Source organism: Winogradskyella sp. (assembly GCF_016744625.1).
Taxonomy (GTDB): Bacteria; Bacteroidota; Bacteroidia; order Flavobacteriales; family Flavobacteriaceae; genus Winogradskyella.
Map to the genome: position 1 here is coordinate 1 of NZ_JADGDZ010000078.1, position 16,953 is coordinate 16,953.

The 16,953-nt window shown below is 33.5% G+C and carries 14 protein-coding genes; 8 read left to right on the forward strand and 6 right to left on the reverse strand.

What is annotated here, in order from left to right; all coding sequences use genetic code 11:
* Positions 1 to 81 precede the first annotated feature (81 nt).
* The 3 genes from QZZ53_RS13620 (at position 82) to QZZ53_RS13630 (ending at position 3,736) form a co-directional block, all read left to right on the forward strand.
* On the forward strand, positions 82 to 561 hold the full coding sequence (locus QZZ53_RS13620) for an acetyl-CoA carboxylase biotin carboxyl carrier protein subunit (protein ID WP_296385625.1): 480 nt from the start codon (positions 82 to 84) through the stop codon (positions 559 to 561).
* An 88-nt stretch (positions 562 to 649) separates the two neighbouring features.
* Complete coding sequence (accC, locus tag QZZ53_RS13625) at positions 650 to 2,089, forward strand: acetyl-CoA carboxylase biotin carboxylase subunit (protein WP_296385627.1); 1,440 nt, start codon at positions 650 to 652, stop codon at positions 2,087 to 2,089.
* Between the two features lie 105 nt (positions 2,090 to 2,194).
* Positions 2,195 to 3,736, forward strand: coding sequence for an acyl-CoA carboxylase subunit beta (locus tag QZZ53_RS13630; RefSeq protein WP_296385629.1), 1,542 nt, complete (start codon positions 2,195 to 2,197; stop codon positions 3,734 to 3,736).
* On the opposite strand, the gene QZZ53_RS13635 is transcribed toward QZZ53_RS13630, so the two are convergent.
* The 4 genes from QZZ53_RS13635 to QZZ53_RS13650 all read right to left on the reverse strand — a co-directional run bounded on the left by QZZ53_RS13635 (position 3,733) and on the right by QZZ53_RS13650 (position 7,745).
* Positions 3,733 to 4,269: a GNAT family protein gene (locus QZZ53_RS13635; protein WP_296385631.1), complete on the reverse strand. Its 537-nt coding sequence runs from the start codon at positions 4,267 to 4,269 to the stop codon at positions 3,733 to 3,735. The genes QZZ53_RS13630 and QZZ53_RS13635 overlap by 4 nt on opposite strands.
* 2 nt (positions 4,270 to 4,271) lie before the next feature.
* A complete protein-coding gene (locus tag QZZ53_RS13640; RefSeq protein WP_296385633.1) occupies positions 4,272 to 5,360 on the reverse strand; it encodes an amidohydrolase family protein in 1,089 nt (362 codons plus the stop codon).
* 75 nt (positions 5,361 to 5,435) lie between these two features.
* Positions 5,436 to 7,208 (reverse strand): ABC transporter ATP-binding protein, encoded by a 1,773-nt coding sequence (locus tag QZZ53_RS13645; RefSeq protein WP_296385636.1) that lies wholly within the window; start codon positions 7,206 to 7,208, stop codon positions 5,436 to 5,438.
* Positions 7,209 to 7,298: 90 nt separating this feature from the next.
* Positions 7,299 to 7,745, reverse strand: coding sequence for a DinB family protein (locus QZZ53_RS13650; RefSeq protein ID WP_296385638.1), 447 nt, complete (start codon positions 7,743 to 7,745; stop codon positions 7,299 to 7,301).
* An 83-nt stretch (positions 7,746 to 7,828) separates the two neighbouring features.
* Between QZZ53_RS13650 and QZZ53_RS13655 the strand changes: the two genes are divergently transcribed.
* Positions 7,829 to 9,034, forward strand: a complete 1,206-nt coding sequence (locus tag QZZ53_RS13655) for a multidrug effflux MFS transporter (RefSeq protein WP_296385641.1) — start codon at positions 7,829 to 7,831, stop codon at positions 9,032 to 9,034.
* Here QZZ53_RS13655 and QZZ53_RS13660 read toward each other — a convergent pair.
* Positions 9,031 to 9,651, reverse strand: coding sequence for an L-threonylcarbamoyladenylate synthase (locus QZZ53_RS13660; protein WP_296385643.1), 621 nt, complete (start codon positions 9,649 to 9,651; stop codon positions 9,031 to 9,033). The genes QZZ53_RS13655 and QZZ53_RS13660 overlap by 4 nt on opposite strands.
* A gap of 185 nt (positions 9,652 to 9,836) precedes the next feature.
* On the opposite strand from QZZ53_RS13660, the gene QZZ53_RS13665 reads away from it, so the two are divergent.
* Together QZZ53_RS13665 and QZZ53_RS13670 are read left to right on the forward strand one after the other, a co-directional pair.
* A complete protein-coding gene (locus QZZ53_RS13665) occupies positions 9,837 to 10,811 on the forward strand; it encodes an aspartyl protease family protein (protein ID WP_296385645.1) in 975 nt (324 codons plus the stop codon).
* Entirely contained in the window at positions 10,808 to 11,752 is a 945-nt protein-coding gene (locus QZZ53_RS13670) for a hypothetical protein (protein WP_296385647.1), read from the forward strand. Before QZZ53_RS13665 ends, QZZ53_RS13670 begins: the two co-directional genes overlap by 4 nt.
* Here QZZ53_RS13670 and QZZ53_RS13675 read toward each other — a convergent pair whose 3' ends face one another.
* Positions 11,753 to 14,083: a UvrD-helicase domain-containing protein gene (locus QZZ53_RS13675; protein WP_296385650.1), complete on the reverse strand. Its 2,331-nt coding sequence runs from the start codon at positions 14,081 to 14,083 to the stop codon at positions 11,753 to 11,755.
* Positions 14,084 to 14,216: 133 nt separating this feature from the next.
* Between QZZ53_RS13675 and QZZ53_RS13680 the strand changes: the two genes are divergently transcribed.
* Complete coding sequence (locus QZZ53_RS13680; protein ID WP_296385652.1) at positions 14,217 to 15,491, forward strand: amidohydrolase; 1,275 nt, start codon at positions 14,217 to 14,219, stop codon at positions 15,489 to 15,491.
* Between the two features lie 4 nt (positions 15,492 to 15,495).
* Positions 15,496 to 16,953: FMN-binding glutamate synthase family protein (locus tag QZZ53_RS13685; protein ID WP_296385653.1), on the forward strand; the 1,458-nt coding region annotated here is incomplete at its 3' end.

Sequence of the window (16,953 nt, forward strand, 5' to 3'; positions counted from 1 at the left end):
TTCTTAAAATAACCTGATTATTTTCATATTTTGTAAGTCGATTAAGTTATAATTTAGCAATTCGTTAATAACTCATAGTTTATGTATAAAATAAAAGTCAACAGTTCTCATAGCTTCGATATATCCGAAGAAACCATGAAAACACTAGATACCATTGAAACCTCAGCAAACTACTATCACATTTTACAAGACAATACTTCTATTAAAGCTGCAGTAATAAGCTCAGATTTTAATAAGAAATTGTATTCAATTAAAGTAAACAATAATGTTTATGACGTTGATATTCATGATAATTTAGATCAACAGATTGAAATTTTAGGTTTTGAGATTGGAGCATCAAAACAAGTCAATGACATCAAAGCACCTATGCCTGGTTTAATTTTAGAAATTAGTGTAACAGAAGGTGATGAAGTTAAAGAAAATGATGCTTTACTAATTCTCGAAGCCATGAAAATGGAGAATGTTATTAATTCTCCAAGAGATGGTGTTATAAAATCAATAGGTGTAAAACAAGGTGAAACCGTTGATAAAAACTCACTTTTAATAGAGTTTGAAGCATAGTATAATTCCATAAAGGTTTACACAGACTTATAAATATAGAACAAAATAATATTCCCCTTTTCAAGGGAACGAAAAATCTAAATTTTTCATGAAAAAAATTCTAGTAGCAAATAGAGGAGAAATTGCAATTCGCGTCATGCGAACAGCAAAGAAAATGGGCATCAAAACTGTTGCTGTATTTTCTGAAGCAGATAGAAATGCACCTCATGTAAAATATGCAGATGAAGCCGTTTGTATTGGTCCAGCACCTTCTAATCAATCTTATTTAAAAGGAGACAAAATCATAGAAGTTGCTAAAGCATTAAATGTAGATGGTATTCATCCAGGTTATGGGTTTTTAAGTGAAAATTCTGATTTTGCTGAATTAGCAGAAAAAAACAACATCACATTTATAGGACCACGATCTAAGGCTATTGAAATGATGGGAGATAAATTAGCAGCTAAAGATGCTGTTAAGGATTACAATATTCCAATGGTTCCAGGAGTTGATAGAGCTGTAACTGACCCTAAAGAGGCTGTAGAAATCGCAAAAGAGATTGGCTTTCCTATATTAATCAAAGCTGCAGCAGGAGGTGGAGGAAAAGGCATGCGTGTTGTTGAAAAAGAAGAAGATGTTGAAGATCAAATGAAACGTGCTATTAGTGAAGCAACTTCTGCTTTTGGTGATGGCTCTGTTTTTGTTGAAAAATATGTGACCTCACCTCGTCATATTGAAATTCAAGTAATGGCTGATAGTCATGGAAATATTCTACATTTCTTTGAACGTGAATGTTCTATACAACGTCGTCATCAAAAAGTAGTTGAAGAAGCACCTTCTTCTGTATTAACACCAGAACTTAGAGAAGAAATGGGACAAGCAGCCATTAGTGTGGCACGCTCATGTGATTATTTAGGAGCAGGAACTGTTGAGTTTCTTCTAGATGCTGACCACAATTTCTACTTTTTAGAAATGAATACTAGGCTTCAAGTAGAACACCCAGTTTCTGAATGGATTGCTGGAGTTGATTTAGTTGAATTACAAATTAAAGTCGCTAGAGGAGAAAAATTAGACATAAAACAAGAAGATTTAAAAATTAATGGTCATGCTTTAGAACTCAGAGTCTATGCAGAAGATCCTATGAATGATTTTTTACCTAGTGTAGGAAACCTAGAAATATACAGACTTCCTGAAGGAGAAAACATTAGAGTTGATAATGGTTTTGAAGAAGGTATGGATATTCCTATTTATTACGACCCTATGCTATCTAAGTTAATTACTTACGGAAGTACAAGAGAGGAAGCTATAGAGTTAATGACAAAAGCCATTGACAACTACCATGTAAAGGGTGTGCAAACCACCTTACCTTTTGGGCGTTTTGTTTGTGAGCACGAAGCTTTTAGAAGCGGGAATTTTGACACGCACTTTGTTAAAAATTATTACTCACCTAGCCTATTAGAAGAGCAACATCGCAAAGAAGCAGAAATTGCTGCAAAAATTGCTCTAAAACAATATTTAGAAGATCAAAAATTATTAAGATTACCTAATTAATAATGTTATTCCGCACTTAATGCGGAAATCAAAGATTCAGCGCAAGCTAATCCACATTATAAACTAGATTCTGAATTAAGTTCAGAATAACAAAACACAGACACTATGGATTCTAAAATAAAAACACTTAACGACAAAATAGCCTTATCTAAACTAGGAGGTGGACAAGCACGAATTGATAAACAACATCAAAAGAAAAAACTAACCGCAAGAGAACGCGTCTTATATCTTTTAGACGAAGGTTCATTTGAAGAAATCGGTGCACTGGTTACACACAGAACTAAAGACTTTGGTATGGAAAACCAAAAGTTTTATGGAGATGGTGTAGTAACTGGTTACGGAACAGTTGATGGAAGGTTAATCTATGTTTTTGCGCAAGACTTCACCGTTTTTGGTGGATCTTTATCAGAAACTCATGCCGAGAAGATTTGTAAAATAATGGATATGGCTGTCAATGTAGGAGCACCTATAATTGGCCTGAATGATTCTGGTGGTGCACGTATTCAAGAAGGCGTACGTTCTTTAGGTGGTTATGCAGATATATTTTACAGAAATGTACAAGCATCTGGTGTGATTCCACAGATCTCAGCTATTATGGGACCTTGTGCTGGTGGTGCAGTTTATTCTCCAGCAATGACGGACTTTACGATTATGGTACAAGACACAAGCTACATGTTTGTCACTGGTCCAAACGTAGTTAAGACTGTTACAAATGAAGAAGTAACGAGTGAAGAATTAGGTGGAGCAAGTGTACATTCTACAAAATCTGGTGTAGCTCACAAAACCTCTTCAAATGACATAGAATGCTTAGAAGATGTTAAAACATTATTAAGTTATTTACCTCAAAGTAATAGGGAAAAACCAGAAGATTTAGATTTTGAATTAAATGACGAAATTAGAGAAAGCCTATCTGATATTGTTCCAGACAATCCGAACAAACCTTATGATATGCATCAGGTAATTGAAGGCATAATAGATGAAGATTCATTTTACGAAATTCATAAAGACTATGCCGAAAATATTATTGTTGGCTTTGCTCGATTAGGAGGAAAATCTATTGGTATTGTTGCTAACCAACCCATGTTTTTGGCTGGTGTTTTAGGCGTTAAAAGTTCTAAGAAAGCAGCTAGATTTGTGAGGTTTTGCGATTGTTTTAATATTCCTCTTTTAGTTTTAGAAGATGTTCCAGGTTTTTTACCAGGTACAGATCAAGAATGGAATGGTATCATTGTTCATGGAGCTAAATTACTCTATGCTTTTAGTGAAGCTACTGTGCCACGTGTTACTGTAATTACTAGAAAAGCCTATGGTGGTGCATATGACGTAATGAACTCTAAACACATTGGAGCTGACATGAATTTTGCTTGGCCAAAGGCAGAGATTGCTGTTATGGGCGCCAAAGGTGCAGCTGAAATCATCTTTAAGCGCGAAATTTCTTCCGCAGATGATAAAGAGGCTAAATGGAAAGAAAAAGAAGCAGAATACGCAGAACTATTTGCTAATCCATATAGTGCAGCTGAACGAGGCTTTGTAGATGAAGTGATTCTACCTAAAAACACAAGACGTAAATTGATAAAAGCCTTTAGTATGTTAAAAGACAAAGAGGTTAATAGACCTAAACGAAAGCATGGTAATATTCCGCTTTAATCAAACACACGACCATAATAGTTTAAATCAACAATTTCTCCTTTTGTAGTTCTATAGTCGTTTCTAATAGTACCTTCGAGCTCAAATCCGTTTTTAAGGATAACAGCGATGCTACCTTTATTTCGGCTATTAGCTCTACACAATAGTTTGATGAAATCATACTTTTCAACAATGTGATCTACAACTAAATTTGTTGCTTTTGTTACAATACCTTTACCTTCATATTGGTTATCAATAAATGAACCAAGTTCTGCTTTCGGAACATTCCAGTCTATATTCTTTACATCTACTAAACCAATAAATTCTCCAGTGTTTATATCAGTAATCATATAAGGAAAATAGGTTTTGGATTGAATTCTATTTTGAATTTCAACGCAATAAGTTAAAGTATCATCAAGCGTTCTTGTTTTAGAAACCGTTCCTGCAAAGAAGTCTTCGAGTCTAATTCTATTCTTATCAATTAAATTATAGAAAGTTTCACCTCCACTTCCATTCAATAGTTCTATTTTAAAATTATCAAATACTAAACTCATAACTACTCAGGGAATTTACTTTTGTCTATACCAGGTACAATTCGTAATGCATTTTTGTAATACACTTTTTTAAGAACCTCATCTGATAGATCTAAACCATACATTGGCCAAAAGGCATGATACTTTTTGTGATACGGAAAATATTCATCATCAGATTCTAGTACTCTAAAGTAAGTCGGAAACTCATCAGGCTTCCAGCTATCTTTTCCGAACAAAATACGATCTTGATATTTTTCAAAAAATGTCTTAGCAAATCTAGGTTGGCGACCTAACTCTGCTATAATAGCTCCAATACCTACATTCATATTTGGTAGTTCATCTAATAACTCTCCTAACCTACTTAAATCATTAGCAAACCACCCCATATGTGCATTTATATACGTTGTGTTCTTATGCTTTTTAAACATATTATGTTGCTCATTAATAATCTGTTTCCATGGCACAGGATTATTTGCTCCACGCTTTCTATTTGGTCGTGTTTTTAATTCGAGCCATCTCTCATTGTTACCATCAAATTCATCCCAAAAAGATTTCGGGTCTGCTGAATGAATTAAAACAGGAATCCCTAATTCACCACACTTAGTCCAAATTGGGTCTAATCGAGAATCATCAATAGCTAAACGCTTTCCATCCGAATCTTTATTACGTAAGCCTAAACTTTTATATACTTTGAGACCAACAGCACCAGCTTTAACATCAGCCTCCAATTGTTTTACAGTTTTTTCAACCCAATCATTAGAACCAGCGCCTTCAAAATCAATATTACAAAACAACACAAAACGTCCTGGATAATTGGTCTTTGCATTAGCTAGAGCTTGTTTTAAGTTTTCACCTGTTCTGCCGCTTAAATTCACCATTACCTGCAGGTTTAATGTATCCATAGCTGTAATTACAGGTTTTAAATTTTGAGTAGCCATACGATATTGGTGACCATGCACATCAATAAAAGGAAATTTGGCTCGCTTTACAATTTCACCTGGTATTACGAGTGTTGACTTAGGATTATATTCTTCGAAGGTTAAATCTTGTGCATTAGTAATATTTGAAACAATTAATACTACAGCAATAGCAAGTTGAATTCTGAATTTCATATAAAATAATTCTTTATAGATTCTAAGTTATACAAAATGTGCTGTGGTTCTTGGAGTTTATGATGCGTTTAACACTTAAATCTTTGCTTGAAAAGTGTATAAATCATAATAACGTCCTTTAGTTTTTAGCAACTCATCATGCGTACCACGCTCAACAATGCGACCAGCTTCTATAACTAAAATTTGGTTTGCTTTCTTTATGGTACTTAGTCTATGAGCTATAACTATCGTTGTTCTATTGTTAGTTAACTCTGACAAACTTTTTTGAATTAATCCTTCACTCTCTGTATCTAGGTTAGACGTTGCCTCGTCTAAAATAATAATTTTTGGATCTGCCAAAATAGCTCTAGCAATTGCTATTCGTTGTCGTTGTCCTCCAGACAATTTTACGCCTCGCTCTCCAATTAATGTTTCTAGACCGTCATCGAAGCGGTTTGTAAATTCATCAACATAAGCCGCTTTTACAGCATTTTGAAGTTGTGCATCTGTTGCATTTGGTCTTGGAAACATTATATTTTCTCTAATAGTACCCTCAAACAAAAATTCGTCTTGCAACACAACTCCCAAGTTTTTTCTAAAACTACTCAGTTTTACTTTTGATAAATCTTGTCCGTCAATTGTAATCATACCAGACTCTGGGTTTAAAAATGTTGCGGATAAACCTGCTATAGTAGACTTACCAGAACCCGAACTACCAACCAAAGCAATTACAGAACCAGATGGAGCATCAAAATCGATATTATGCAAGACTGGTTTTCCATCTTCATACGCAAAAGACACATTCTTAAATTTAATATCTCCATTTATATTTTCTAATTGAATAGTTCTATCAACTTGCTCATCTTCCGTAGCTAAATTCATAAGTTCTTCTGTACGATCTAAACCTGCTAATGCTTCTGTTAATTGGCTACCAATGTTACTCATTTGCACAATTGGAGCAACCATAAATGCTAATAGAAATGTGAACTGTAAAAAATCACCTGGAGTTATTTCTCCTTGGATCATGTAATGTCCACCAATACCCATTATTCCCGTCGTTGCTAAACCAATCAAAAACGTAGAAGAACTTGTCATTATAGCAGTTGCAGTTAAACTCTTTTTTACGTTTTGAAAAATATTGTCTACTCCTTTTTCGAAAACCTTATTCTCTTGTTCTTCGGCATTAAAGGCTTTAATTACTCTAACACCAGCTAAAGTTTCATTTAAACGCCCTTTAACTTCTGCATTAATTTTCCCTCTAGCTCTAAAAATTGGTCGAATATATTTGAATGCTCTCAAAGCTATAAACGCGAAAATAGATAATGGTATAAATGTAAATAGTGTCATCCAAACATTCATTCTCAATAAAATAACTAAAGTTACAATTGCAGTGAATGAGCCACCAACTAATTGTACCAATCCTGTCCCAATGAGATTTCTAACTCCTTCGACATCACTCATAATACGCGATACTAAAGCTCCAGATTTTGTATTATCAAAGAAACTAATAGGTAATGATAATACCTTTCTTTGTACCTGTGCTCTTAATTCGCTAATTAAATATTGTGCCTGTATACTCAATACTTTAGTTAATAAAAAAGATGTTATTGCTTGTATTGATATTGCACCAATCACTATTCCGATTAGTGAGTATAGCTGTGTATAGTCCTTATTTGGCACAACCTCATCTAGTAATACTTTACTTTCTAATGGCAAAACAAAACCTGCCAAACTACGGATAACTATTAGAATTAAACCCAAGAACACTAATTTACGTCGTGGCCAAATAATAGTCTTAAATGCTGTCCTTAAAGTAACTTTTGATTTTTTATTATTTGATTTTTCAGGCTTGTCCTTTAAATGCTGCATTTCCTTTTATTTTTTTATACAAATATACGCTTGTCATAAGGCTCTTGCCGAACAAATCAATTTAGTTTTATGTCGTATTTAAAATGTGTGTTATTTATCAAGTAAACGTCTATGGTAATTAATCTGTCCTAAATGATATGCCAAATGCATTGTTAAGTGTACTAAGAAATATTCTGTAGTCATGGTGTCTTCAAAAACACTACGCTTATATTCTTTCTGCAAATCTTCATCTTTCAAACTATCTAAAATCTTTTCTACCACAATAATAGTGTCATCAACTTGCTTAATTAATTCAGTTTTTGAAACATCCTTCAGTGAAAACTCTAATTCACGTTGTCTTACATATCCTGAATTACCTATGGTAGCACCAATAAAATGATTAAGATTTCCTAGGATATGCAGGCATAAATTTCCAGCACAATTTGAAATATCTTTAGTTACAATCCATAGATTTTTTTCATCTTTATATAAATCTACTTCATGTTTTAAAGCGTTTAAATCTCGAGTAAATAATTTGATGAGTGTGTCTTTTAGCATACTATATGCGAATTAAATATTAATATCTGATTTTAGTATTACATCTATCCAAAAATAGGCAATAATTGATTTACTTTTGCGCCATGCAAAAACGATCACAACTAGAGTTCGTTGTCTTAATGGCAGCACTAATGTCTATAGTAGCTTTATCTATTGATGCTGTATTGCCTGCATTACCAATTATTGGTGATTATTTAAATGTTTCTAACCCATTAGACAATCCAAAACTTATAACGACAATCTTTTTAGGACTTGGTTTTGGGCAACTTCTCTTTGGTCCTTTATCAGATAGTTTTGGTCGTAAACCTATCGTTTATGCTGGTTTTATTCTTTTTATAATTGCCTCAATCATTTGTATTACAGCCAAAAGTTTTGAAATGATGCTATTTGGCCGTGTGTTACAAGGTATTGGTCTAGCAGCACCAAGAACTATGAGTATTGCAATGATTAGAGATTCTTACGAAGGTGATTATATGGCAAAAATAATATCTATCGTTGTTATGGTATTTATATTAATTCCTGTAATTGCGCCAACTTTAGGGCAATTTTTAATGAATCATTACCACTGGAAATTTATATTCACCTTTACATTAGCCTTTGGTATATTGGTTATACTTTGGTTTTGGTTAAGGCAACCAGAAACCTTAAATGATAAATACAGAATTCCTTATCGTCTCTCAATTTTTAAAACAGGAACGATTCAATTTTTCAAAATAAAATCTGCTGTTATTTATACACTCCTATCCGGATTCATAACTGGTTCTTTTATGGTTTATCTGAGTACCTCTCAGCAAATTTTTGAAAAGCAATATGATCTTGCTGAGGAATTTCCTCTCATTTTTGCAAGCTTAGCAATTTCAGTTGGTTTAGCTACTTTTATGAATAGTCAACTCGTCGTTAAATATGGTATGAAACGTATCGTGCATATTTCAATGATTAGTTTTATACTAATTTCCTTAGTATTCATTGCTCTTTACCATTCTGGAAACAATCCAAGTATTGAAATCTTAATTACCTTCTTTGCTCTTCAGTTTTTCACTATTGGTTTTTTATTTGGAAATCTTCGTGCCTTAGCAATGCAACCTATGGGACATATTGCTGGTATTGGCTCTGCACTTAATGGTTTTATTTCTACGGTTATGGCTGTGCCAATAGCAAATTATATAGGAAGTTTCATTACGGATTCAGTTACACCACTTTTTGTTGGCTTTCTGATATGTGGATTGATTTCAATTATACTATTTTACAGCAATTCAAATAGAATTTCAAAATTGTTTAAAAAAGTTTAAAAAATTTCAAGATGACCTTTACCTTCTCTAATTATAATTGGCTCGTCCTCAGATAAATCAATTATTGTAGAAGCTTCATTACCTCCATAACCTCCGTCAATAACAATATCAACCAAGTTATCCCACTTTTCGAGAATAAGTTCAGGGTCAGTGGTGTACTCTACCACTTCATCTTCATCACGAATCGATGTTGAAACTATTGGGTTACCTAAAGCATTTACTAGAGCCAAAGCTATTGAGTTGTCTGGCACTCTAATCCCAACTGTTTTACGCTTCTTAAACGGATTTGGTAAGTTCTTAGAACCTGGAAGAATAAATGTATATGCACCTGGTAATGCGCGTTTTAAAATTTTAAAAATCGTCGAATCAATTTGCTTAACATAATCACTTAAGTTACTCAGGTCTTCACAAACAAATGAAAAATTCGACTTCTCGAGCTTTACTCCTTTAATTTTTGCGATACGCTCTAAAGCCTTAATATTAGTAATATCACAACCTAAACCATATACAGTATCAGTTGGATAGATAACCAATCCACCTTTTTTAAGCACATCAACAACCTTTTGAATTGCCTTAGGATTAGGATTCTCTGAATAAATTTTAATAAACTCTGCCATAATATGTATCTTTCAAATACGTTACAAAATAACTATTATTTACATTATGAAGCACTTAAAACTGATTTTCATCTCAACAATTATAAGTATTAGGCTATAAATCAATATACCTATCCCTTTTTATATAGAATTGTTAAAAATGTTAATTACTGTAACAATGCAAACTAATTGCTAGTCTATATAGTATGCATCAATCAATCAAAATCATTATCGCATTTTTAATTTCTGCGCAACTATTTGCAAATGAAGTTATTCCGCCTAAAGCTAAACCACCTCTAATTTTCACCAAAGCAGAGATTCTAAATGCTTCTACAACACGTATCCCATTTAAAATTATCGATCAACTCATAGTTGTAGAAGTCGAAATTCTCGACAAGGAAGGTAACTTTATTATAGATACTGGGTCAGAATCATTTATATTAAACAGTGAGCACTTTAAACCTACGAGGAAGTATAGAGAAGACGGTCAACAGAAAAGTGGTATTCATAATGATATTGAAAACGTTAAAGAGAGACACTTGGATCTATTAAGCATCAAAGATTTAAGTTTAGAAAAACTAAATGCAGATATTATAGACTTATCTCATATTGAAAAAACAAAAAAGATTGAACTTTTAGGTATTATTGGCTATAGTGTTTTAAAAGATTTCGAAGTATTTGTAGATATGCACCTTAATCAAATTACTTTAACAAAAACGGATAGGAATGGTAAGCGACTATCAGATAAAGTTTATGCTGAGACTATTCATGATAGTATCAATTTTAAACTTAAAAAGCATACAATAGTTTTAAATGCTTTTGTTGGCGATAAAAAAGTAGAGTTTGGATTAGATACCGCAGCAGAGTATAATCAACTTAACAAAGACTTGGATTCAGAAATTTTAGATTATTTTTATCTTAGTAAAGAATTGAAGCTTACAGGTGCTAGTGGTAAGAAAATGAAAGTTCTGGCAGGAAAGTTGTATAGAGTTAGGTTGAATGATTCAATTTACTTTGGTCCAATGAAAACAGTGCTAACGAACTTAAAAAAGATGAATAATGCTTTTAGCACAAATCTAGACGGAATCTTAGGTTTCGAATTTTTCGCTCAAAAAAGAACAATTATTAATTACAAAAAAAAGAAACTCTACTTTATTAAGAGTCCAATAATAGAACCTTGAAAATTAAACTTAATTATATTTTTACTATTTTATGCTTTCTTGTTTTTTCATTTAATAGTTATGCTCAAAATCATAACATTAAAGGATACAAAATTGAAGGAGAAGATGTCATTTTTATATTTGACGCCAATGATTACCCTAACATTTTAAACAATGGAGACACTATAGATAATGTCTTTGTTTCTGGAGAATTTAACAATTGGGCAAAAGATCAATGGAAGATGGATAAAGTCAATGACTCTATTTATCAGCTACGCAAACAGCTCTCAATATTTACTTCTGATTTTGATTGGGAATTTAAGTTTATTGTTAATAGTGAACATTGGGCAGAACCTTCTATAAATTTTGAAAATATAGCTGACGCAAAAGATTATCGAGGTCATCCATTAATGACATATAATCTTAAGCTATATAGCGCCTTTGCAACTATCTATGGTAATGTTAGTTTTAAACTCAAAGGTTTTACTAATGCAAAAAATGTTATTCTAAGTGGAACTTTTAATCGATGGGATGAAAATGGTTTTATAATGAAACCAACTGAAAATGGCTGGCAAGTCACTTTGCAATTACGCCCAGATATTTATGAATATAAGTTTATTGTTGATGGTGAATGGATAGAAGATCCTCAAAACCCTTCTATGACTAAAAATAATCACCATGGTTTTAACTCAGTGATTGATGTGCAAAAAACTGTTGAATTCCGATTGTGTGATTTTCCAGATGCAGAGACTGTAATTCTAAGTGGAGAATTTAACGACTGGTCTGAAGAAAACTATAAAATGACTAAAGTGGACGACTGCTGGATATATAATGAAAAACTTTCTGGAGGCAAGTACCATTATAAGTTCATTGTAGATGGAGAGTGGATTACTGACCCTATTAATACTGTTAAAGAATACGACGACAAAGGTCATATTAATTCTGTTTGTATGGTGAAATAATCACCTCATAATTGTTAGCTTAGCAAAGCGCAATAATAATTTTTTAGTATCCCCTTTTTGAAATTTAATTTCTGCCTTTGCGTCACCACCAGTTCCTTCAATCTTAATTACCTCACCTCTACCAAATCGTTGATGATTCACCTTACTGCCAACAACTAGTTTACCTTCATAATCATTAGAATCAGTCTCAGATTTTGTGACTGGCTTCATTTTTTTAGGTGTGCTAATTTTAAAATTTTCAGGTTTAGCTTTTACTTTCTTCTTTGGCATTTTTGCTGTCTTTGGTTTTGCAAATCTTATTCTGTTAGGCTCAATATCACCAAATATAGACTCGTCTATCATTGGGTTAAAACGCTGCTCTTTTAGTGGAGTAACAATATCCACAAACTCATCGTCAATCTCTTCAATAAAACGACTTGGCTCTGCATCAATTAATTTTCCCCAACGATATCTAGACAACGTATAGGTTAAATATGCTTGCTTTTCTGCTCTGGTCAAAGCTACATAAAATAAACGACGTTCTTCTTCTAGTTCACTTCTAGTATTCATACTCATAGCACTTGGAAACAAATCCTCTTCCATTCCTACAATAAATACATGTGCAAATTCTAAGCCTTTCGCTAAGTGAATAGTCATTAAAGCCACATGATCTGGATCACCTTTGTCGGCATCCAAATCCGTCGCTAGTGCTACATCTTCTAAAAACTCTGCTAAAGAATCACCTACATCAGCCAACTCTAACTGACCTTCTACAAAATCCTTAATACCATTTAATAATTCTTGGACATTGTCCATTCGTGTTACTCCTTCAGGAGTTCCATCTTTATTTAATTCTCTAATTAATCCACTAGTCTTTGTAACATGCTCAGCTAAATCAAAAGCGTTAGCTGTTTGATTCATTACTTTATAACTTTCAATGAGCGTTACAAAATCTCTAAGCTTATTCTTTGTGCCATTATTAATATTGATGGAAACAGAATCAATATCTTTTATAACATCATAAATAGTCTTTCCTGTCGCATTTGCAGCAACAACCAATCTGTCTATAGTCGTTTGACCAATACCTCTTGCCGGATAATTAATAACTCGTTTTAGAGCTTCTTCATCTGCAGAATTTAAAATTAAACGCAAATAAGCTGTTATATCTTTTATTTCTTTTCGTTGATAAAACGATAGACCTCCATATATACGATAAGGAATATCTCTTTTTCTCAAAGCGTCTTCAATAGCACGAGATTGAGCATTGGTACGATACAGAACTGCAAAATCACTATTAGGTACATGCTCGTTCATTTTGGTTTCCCAAACTGTACTCGCCACATAACGTCCTTCATCTCCATCGGTTAACGAACGATGCACTTTTACTTTTTCCCCAATATCATTAGCCGTCCAAACAATTTTATCAAGCTTTGTTTTATTATGTTCTATAACCGAATTAGCAGCTCCAACAATATTTTTTGTAGAACGATAATTCTGCTCTAAACGATACATTTTAACACCATCATAATCCTTTTGAAAATTCAAAATGTTATTAATGTTTGCACCTCGAAACGCATAAATACTTTGTGCATCATCGCCAACTACACAAATATTTTGAAAACGATCTGCCAAAGCTCTCACTATTAAATATTGCGAATGATTGGTATCTTGATACTCATCTACTAATATATAACGAAACTTATTTTGATATTGAGCGAGCACATTAGGAAATCGAGTTAACAATTCATTAGTACGTAGTAACAAATCATCAAAATCCATAGCTCCAGCTTTAAAGCAACGGTCAACATATTCTTTGTAGATATCTCCCATTCTTGGTCGTCGTGCCATAGCATCAGCTTCCATTAATTCAGGATTTTTGAAATATGCCTTTACTGTAACAAGATTGTTTTTATAAGATGAAATACGGCTATAAATCTGCTTAGTCTTATAGATGTCTTTATCTAGTCCCATTTCCTTAATAATAGAACCCATTAGCTTCTGAGAATCTTGAGTATCGTATATAGTAAAGTTGCTTGGAAAACCTAGGTGATGCCCTTCAAAACGTAATATTTTAGCAAAAACAGAGTGAAAAGTTCCCATCCAAAGGTTTTTTGCTTCACCGTCACCAACGATATCAGCAATTCTACCCTTCATTTCTTTAGCAGCTTTGTTGGTAAACGTTAAGGCCAAAATATTAAATGCATCAACACCTTGACTCATTAAATAAGCAATACGAAAAGTTAAAACTCTCGTTTTACCAGAACCTGCACCAGCGATAATTATCATTGGGCCTTCTTTCTGTATTGTTGGTGCTAATTGTGCGTCGTTAAGCTGACTAAGATATTTTTCCAAAGACTATTTTTTTCGAAATGTGAAATTAAGAATTGTCTTAGGTTTTACCATAGATAAAAACCAATAATTATAAACAATGTATTAAGAGTTCTGTTTTATCTATTTTCAATATCTTAGTGCAAATTATAAACGTATGAAGACCTTTTTAGCTGTAGTATTATTTGCATGTTCCTTTTCTTTTGCGCAAAATACTATAGAACAAGACATTATTAATATTGAAGACAAATTAATAGCATGGCGTCGACATTTTCATGAAAATCCAGAACTATCTAATCAAGAATTTAAAACTGCAGAAAAAATTGCAGCTCATCTTAAATCTTTAGGTTTAGAAGTTAAAACCGGTGTTGCTATAACTGGCGTTGTTGGTTTATTAAAAGGTGATTTACCAGGCAAAGTGGTAGCACTTAGAGCAGATATTGACGCGCTTCCTGTAACAGAACGTAACGATTTACCTTTTAAATCTAAAGCAAAAACAACGTTTTTAAATACCGAAACTGGTGTAATGCACGCTTGTGGTCATGACACTCATATTTCAATTTTAATGGCAACTGCAGAAGTCTTATCTAAACATAAAGACAAAATAAAAGGTACTGTAAAATTTATTTTTCAACCTGCAGAAGAAGGGCCTCCACCAGGAGAAGAAGGTGGTGCAAAACTTATGATTAAAGAAGGTGTTTTAGAAAATCCAAAAGTAGATGCTATTTTTGGTCTACATATAAACGCAGGTACTCCTGTTGGAACTTTAAAATATAAAAAAGGAGGGATAATGGCTTCTGTAGAGCGCTTCGTAATTGATGTAAAAGGAAAACAGACACATGGCTCACAGCCTTGGTCTGGTGTTGACCCAATTTTGATTTCAGCAAAAATTATTGATGGATTGCAAACTATTATTAGTAGAGAAGCCAAGTTAACAGATGAAGCCGCAGTGATTACAGTTGGAAAAATAACCGCAGGAACACGATTTAATATTATTCCGGAAACGGCACAATTAATTGGAACGGTAAGAACTTTAGAGCCAACAATGCGAACAATGATTGAGAGACGTATGAAAGAAATGACAGAGACTATAGCAAAAGCTTATGGTGGAGAAGCCAAAATTTCATTCAGAAACCAGACATCCATTACTTTTAATAATCCTGAATTGACTGATAAAATGTTACCATCTCTTCAAAAAGTAGCGGGTACTGAAAATGTTAAAACAATGAAAGCCACCACAGGAGGTGAAGATTTTTCTTATTTTCAAGAAGTAGTACCTGGTATTTATTTCTTTTTAGGAGGTATGAATCTATCCGAAGAATCTAAAGGTTCATTTCCACACCACACTCCAGACTTTATGATTGATGAAAGCGGTATGCTGCTTGGCGTAAAAGCATTTACTCAACTCACTATAGATTATTTAAACAATTAATTATATGGATTCTATTTTAGAATTTTTAGGCTCGATTTCATGGTGGTTATGGATTGTTATTGTTCTTGCAATAGTTGCAATTCGTGATATATTCTTCCAAAGTAGTCATACTATAAGTCATAATTTTCCAATTGTTGGGCATCTTCGTTACTGGTTAGAGAGTATAGGTCCAGAAATGCGTCAATATTTTGTTGCTAACAACAGAGAAGAACTCCCTTTTAATCGTATTGAACGTGGTTGGATTTATGCTTCTGCAAAAAAGGAAAACAACTACGAGGGTTTTGGTACTGATAGAGATATTTATGCACATCAACACATATTTATTAATAATGCCATGATGCCATATAAGGTTGAAGAGAATCACCCAAGCGCAGCAGATAAGACGTTTGTGCCTTGCGCAAAAGTTATGGGAGCTCATAATAAACGTAAGCGACCATATAGACCAGCTTCAATTATTAACGTTTCAGCCATGAGTTTTGGGTCATTATCAGCAAAAGCAGTAGAGTCATTAAATAAGGGCGTTAAAATTGCTGGCGCATATCACAATACAGGTGAAGGTGGTTTATCTCCTTATCATAGTAATGGTGGTGATGTGGTATTTCATTTCGGAACAGGTTATTTTGGTGTACGTGCTGATGATGGCGGATTTTCAATGGAAAAGATGGTAAAACTGGTTAATGACAATCCGTTTATAAGAGCTATCGAAGTAAAATTATCTCAAGGTGCTAAACCTGGAAAAGGAGGTGTATTACCTGGAGCAAAAATCACAAAGCAAATAGCAGAAATTAGAGGTGTTGAAGTTGGTAAAGATGTTTTATCTCCACCAAACCATAAAGCGTTCTCTAATGTGCCAGAACTAATTAATTTTGTTGAAGCCATTGCTGAGGCGACAGGTTTACCTGTTGGAATTAAAGCAGCTATAGGAAAGCTAGAGCAATGGGAAGAACTAGCTGACATTATGAAAACTGAAAATCGTGGACCAGACTTTATTACCGTAGATGGTGGTGAAGGTGGTACAGGTGCTGCTCCTCCAAGTTTTGCTGACCACGTTTCATTACCTTGGATTTATGGCTTTAGTGATATTTATAAATTATTTCAAAAGCGTGACTTAACGGATCGCATTGTATTTGTTGGGAGTGGTAAGTTAGGTTTCCCTGCTAAAGCTGCTATGGCTTTTGCAATGGGAGTTGATTGTATTAACGTAGCTCGTGAAGCTATGATGAGCATTGGATGCATCCAAGCTCAAATTTGTCATACAAACCGCTGTCCTACAGGTATAGCTACGCAAAGTAAATGGTTACAAAATGGTATAGATATTCCTTTAAAATCTGAACGCTTAGCACAATACTTTAAAACTTTTAGAAAAGAATTAATTGAAATCACACATGCAGCAGGCTATGAACATCCTAGTCAGTTTAAAATGAGTGATGTAGAAATAAATGTCGATGACCATAATTTCTGT